Source organism: Desulfobaculum sp., from assembly GCF_054921475.1.
On the sequence record NZ_JBUDSW010000285.1, the window covers coordinates 1 to 4,267 of the forward strand.

The following is a 4,267-nucleotide window of genomic DNA, read 5'->3' on the forward strand; positions in this document are numbered from 1 at the left end:
GCTCCCCGCGCCCACGACCATCGCCGCCAAGGTGCGGGAGTACATGGCCATGACCAACGAGGAACTGCAAGCCCTCGTGTCCGGCTATGCCCAGCGCCTTGCCCGCCGCTGGCAGGACCACCCCCTCATGGAGCGCGACATATTCGCCCGGCTGTTCAAAAACGACCGCTTCGCCGCCGAGCTCTCCCGCGAGGAGCGCATCAGCGTGCTCATGAAGCAGTACATCCGGTCCATCATCGAGCCCGGTTCCGTGTCCTAACCGCAGGCCTTATGCAGTTGCCAATGCGGCGTCTTCCTTCGGGGAGGCGCCGCTTTTTTGTGCAGTGTCCGTCCATTTGAAGAGGGTGTGCGTTTTTCGGTGCACCTCGTGCTGTCATGGGAAAGAGCGTGCGCCCGGCAGAGGAGTGTCCGCTCTCTGCACAGCCTGCGTGCGGCGCTGCTTGTAGATGGCATGGCGTCGTGCATCTATGACTGCGTCGTGAACAAATGCCAGTTTTATGGTCAATATACTGACGTTTTGTTTGGGTTCTGCTTTTCACAAAGAATTTTATTCTTGACACATAGCTGTGAATCGAATTTCATTCTGCACATCATGGCAAAAAAGAAACTCGACGATGTAGACATCAAGATAATCAACGCGTTGCAGCAGAACGCCCGCGTTCGCAACGCCGAAATAGCGCGGCAAATCGGTATGGCTCCCTCCGCCGTGTTGGAGCGCATCCGCAAGCTGGAGACCAGCGGCGTGGTGCAGGGCTATGAGGCCCGCGTGGACCCCAAGGCCATTGGGCAGGGGCTTACCGCGTTCACCTTCGTCCGCTCCGAGGAAGGCGTCGGCTCCACCCGCGCGGGTGAAGAATTGGCCAAGATTCCCGAAGTGCTGGAGGTGCACCACACCGCCGGCCACGATTGCTATCTTTTGAAAGTGCGCGTCGCGGACACCGCCGCCCTTGGGCAGCTGCTGCGCCGTATCGGACAGGTGGACACCGTGCGCGACACGCGCTCCACCATCGTCCTGACCACAGTCAAGGAGACTCTGGAACTGCCCCTTGGCGGTTCCCCCGAAGACATATAGGAGCTCGCACAACCTTTCTCTCAAGGAGCGCCACGGATGAGTACGCCTGAACTGGAACGGAAAATCATCGAACGAGGCAAGGAGTTCTTCGAGGCCATCAGCGGCGAGGCGCCGTCCATCTTCAATAAGGGATGGTGGACCGGCAAGGTCATGGATTGGAGCATGAAGGACGAGGACTTCAAAGTCAGTCTGTTCCGGTTCGTGGACGTGTTGCCCTGCCTGCACACCAGCGAGTCGCTGAACCGGCACATCCATGAGTACTTCGCCACCGAGTCCGGCGACATGCCCCCGGTCATGAAGCTGGGCCTCAAGGGCGCCGGCGTCGTGGGCAAGCTGGGCGGCAACTTCATGGCCAAGGCCATCTCCAAGAACATTGAGAGAATGGGGCGGCAGTTCATCATCGGGCAGGACGCCAAGGAAGCCGTCAAAAACCTGCACAAACTGCGCAAGGATGGCTTCGCCTTCACCATCGACATCCTTGGCGAAGCCACCGTGAGCGAGGCCGAATCCGAAGCCCGCATGCAGGAGCATCTGGACCTGCTGGAGAGCCTTGCCGAGGTGCGCAAAAAGTTCACCCCCCTTGGCGAGGCGTCCGGTGAGCTTGACTGGGGCGGCGAGCCTATCATCAACCTCTCCGTGAAGCTCACCGCGTTTTATTCCCAGTCCAAGCCGCGCGACTTTGAGGGCACGGTCAACGGCATTTTGCGCCGCCTCATCCCCGTCTACCGCCGCGTGGTAGAGATGGGCGGAGCCATGTGCATCGACATGGAATCCCTCGACTACAAGGACATCACCATTGAGGTGTACAAGCGCCTGCGCAGCAGCGAGGAATTCCGCGATTACCCCCACCTCGCCCTTGTGCTGCAGACCTACCTCAAGTGCACCGACGACGATGTGACGGATATGGTCGCCTGGGCGCGCACCGAAAAGCTGCCCATCACGCTGCGGCTGGTGAAGGGCGCCTATTGGGACTACGAGACCGTCCGCGCCAAGCAGCAGGGCTGGGAGGTGCCGGTCTACACCATCAAGGCCGACTCCGACGCCGCCTACGAGCGCAACGCCCGCACCGTTCTGGAAAACAGCGACATCTGCCGCCTTGCCTGTGCCTCGCACAACGTGCGCACCATCGCCGCCGTTATGGAAACCGCCAAGGAGCTTGGCGTTGCCGACGACAGGTACGAATTTCAGGTGCTCTACGGCATGGCCGAACCCGTGCGAAAGGGCCTGCTCGCCGTGGCCGGGCGCGTGCGCCTTTATTGCCCCTATGGCGAACTCATCCCCGGCATGGCCTATCTCGTCCGCCGTCTGCTCGAAAATACCTCCAACGACTCCTTCCTGCGGCAGAGCTTTGCCAATGGCGCGCAGATGGAGCGGCTGCTGGAAGACCCCGAAGTCACGGCCAAGCGCGAGCGTGAAACCTGCGCCGCGCGTCCAGCCTGCGACGACGGCGACCGCTTCGCCAACGAAGCCAACGTCGACTTCACCATCCCCGGCTCGCGCGAGGCCTTCCCCGCCGCAACCGCCCGCATCCGCGAGAACCTCGGCCGGACCTACCCGCTCTACATCGGTGGCGAGGACGTCGAGACAAGCGAGACCCTCGACTCCTACAACCCCGCCAAGACTTCGGAAATCATCGGCCACGTTTGTCAGGCCGGTACAGCCGAAGTGGACCGCGCCATCGCCGCCGCTAAGGACGCCCTGCCCGCATGGCGCGCCAAGGCTCCCGAGGAGCGCGCGGAGTATCTCTTCAAGGCCGCGCAAATCGCCCGCCAGCGCATTTTCGACCTTTCCGCGTTGCAGGTTTTGGAGGTTGGCAAGCAGTGGGATCAAGCGTACGGCGACGTCACCGAAGCCATCGATTTCCTGGAATTCTACGCCCGCGAGATGCTACGCCTTGGCCAGCCCCGCCGCGTGGGACGCGCCCCCGGCGAGGTGAATCATTATCAGTACCGGCCCAAGGGCATTGCCGCCGTCATTGCGCCGTGGAACTTCCCCCTCGCCATCTCCGTCGGCATGACCTCCGCCGCCATCGTCACCGGTAACTGCGTGCTCTACAAGCCCTCGGGCCTGTCGTCCGTCATCGGGCACGGTCTTGTGGACATTTACAAGGAAGCAGGCATTCCCCCCGGCGTCTTCAACTACGTGCCCGGCCGCAGTTCCGTCATGGGCGACCATCTCGTCGGGCATCCCGACATCGGCATGATTGCCTTTACCGGCTCCATGGAAGTTGGTCTGCACATCATGCAGCATGCCGCCAAGCCCGCCCCCGGGCAGATTCAGTGCAAGAAGGTCATCGCCGAGATGGGCGGCAAAAACGCCTGCATCGTTGACGACGACGCCGAGCTGGACGAGGCCGTCTCCCACGTCATCTACTCCGCCTTCGGCTTTCAGGGGCAGAAGTGCTCGGCCTGTTCCCGCGTCATCGTATTGGAACCCATCTACGACCGGTTCGTGCAACGCCTTGTCGAGGCCGCGCGTTCCCTCAAGCTCGGCACCGCCGAAGACCCCGCGTGTAGTATGGGGCCCGTCGTGGACAAGGCCGCCCAGCAGTCCATTCTGGAGTACATTGAACTCGCGCGGCAGGAAGGCAACGTTCTGCTCTCCCGCATGCCCTCCGAAAAAGGCGAATCCGGCGCCAGCGTGGACGAGGGCTGCTACGTGCCCCTCACCATCGTGGACGGCATCACCCCGGAGCATCGCATTGCGCAGGAAGAGGTCTTCGGCCCCGTGCTCGCCGTCATGAAGGCCAAGGACTTCGACCAAGCCATCGAGTGGGCCAACTCCACCAAGTTTGCCCTTACCGGCGCGCTCTTTAGCCGCAGCCCCGAGCATCTCGAAAAAGCCCGGCGTGAGTTCGCCGTCGGCAACCTCTACCTCAACCGCAACTGCACCGGCTCTCTTGTGGAACGCCAGCCCTTCGGCGGCTTCAATATGTCCGGCATTGGCTCCAAAGCCGGTGGCCCCGACTACCTCGTGCAGTTTATGGACCCCTACACCGTCACAGAAAACACCATGCGCCGAGGCTTCGCGCCCATCGAAGACGACGACGACTGGATTTAGCGCGTCGGGCGGCCAATCGCGTCCCCATGCGGGGTGTGGTTGTGGTGGCACAGGACAGCAAGCCCCCGTCTTTCTGGCGGGGGCTTTTTGCTTCTTTATCTTTGTCTTTTTCTTTTTTGGGCCTCCGGCGGCTCA

The 4,267-nt window shown here is 61.9% G+C and carries 2 protein-coding genes and 1 pseudogene; all 3 read left to right on the forward strand.

The features are described from left to right. Positions 1–259, forward strand: a pseudogene (locus ACY69P_RS14640) (hypothetical protein); the annotation flags it as partial. Positions 260–592: 333 nt separating this feature from the next. Then, complete coding sequence (locus tag ACY69P_RS14645) at positions 593–1,072, forward strand: Lrp/AsnC family transcriptional regulator (RefSeq protein WP_404846016.1); 480 nt, start codon at positions 593–595, stop codon at positions 1,070–1,072. A gap of 36 nt (positions 1,073–1,108) precedes the next feature. Continuing rightward, positions 1,109–4,132: an L-glutamate gamma-semialdehyde dehydrogenase gene (gene pruA, locus ACY69P_RS14650; protein ID WP_462328004.1), complete on the forward strand. Its 3,024-nt coding sequence runs from the start codon at positions 1,109–1,111 to the stop codon at positions 4,130–4,132. The last annotated feature ends 135 nt before the right edge of the window (positions 4,133–4,267 follow it).

Bases quoted from the DNA above. Each gene is read 5' to 3' on its own strand.
- ACY69P_RS14645 (WP_404846016.1), top strand. From the start codon at position 593: ATGGCAAAAAAGAAACTCGACGATGTAGACATCAAGATAATCAACGCG.
- pruA (WP_462328004.1), top strand. From the start codon at position 1,109: ATGAGTACGCCTGAACTGGAACGGAAAATCATCGAACGAGGCAAGGAG.